The sequence below is a fragment of the Actinomyces denticolens genome (genome assembly GCF_002072185.1).
In the GTDB taxonomy this organism is placed as follows: Bacteria; Actinomycetota; Actinomycetes; order Actinomycetales; family Actinomycetaceae; genus Actinomyces; species Actinomyces denticolens.
The window spans coordinates 1-838 of record NZ_MVIW01000085.1; the positions used below are offsets into that span (position 1 = coordinate 1).

At 68.4% G+C, this 838-nt stretch carries 1 protein-coding gene; it reads right to left on the reverse strand.

All coding sequences use genetic code 11. The annotated features are described in order from the left end of the window. Nucleotides 1-838: IS1380 family transposase (locus B1H55_RS12025; protein WP_143222441.1), on the reverse strand; the 838-nt coding region annotated here is incomplete at both ends.

The following is an 838-nucleotide window of genomic DNA, read 5'->3' on the forward strand; positions in this document are numbered from 1 at the left end:
AAACCCCTGCAAGGGAAAGCGGTCAAGCCCGGTGTCCTTGGCGCAGCGGATACGGTCCTCGCAGCGGGCCCGCAGCCGGTGGCGCACCTCGAGATCGGCGAGCTGACCCACCCTCGTGCTGGTGGCGAAGGCGGTCAGCCGGTAGCCGCCCACGTCCTCGAAGCGCAGCTGGGCGCCCTGATGGGGCCGCTCTCGGCGCATGATGACCCGCATCCCCTTGGGCCAAGCGGTCAGGTCCAGCAGGTCGGTGATCTCAGCGACGTCCGCACCCTGTCTGGGCTGGCCGTCAGCGTTGTAGGCCGGGGCCCAGGCAGTCTCGGGGATGGTGTCGTAGATCTGCGGCGTGTGCTCGGGAAGCGTGAACCCCACGCTGTAGGACACCCGCCGACGGGCCAGGAACTCAATGGTCTCCTTCGTGCCTCCGGCCCCGTCGATGCGCACCAGCACCTTTCTACCGGGTCTGGGGCTGAGCCCGGCCTGGTCCAGTGCCCGGCGGATGATCTCGATGTGGTCGGCGGCAGTGTTTGATCCCGCGTTTCCAGGACGCAGCATGATCGCCGCGCACTCACCGGCCCCCTGGCCGGGGCCGTGGTCGAACCATGCGGTCAGGGGGTGGTAGCCGAACCCCTTCTTGAAGGTCGGGGCCGCCCCCTCTTTGTCTGAGTGGACGTTGACCAGGGTGGCGTCGACGTCGATCACCAACGGACGCTCAGCACTGATTCCAGCCGTTGGTGAGTGCTCGCCGGCCAGGTCCCACACCCGCTGTCTCACTGTCCTGCGGGCCCGGTTGACGGCGGCCTCGACAGCCTCGACGTGGTCGGCCAGGGTCCCCACAAGT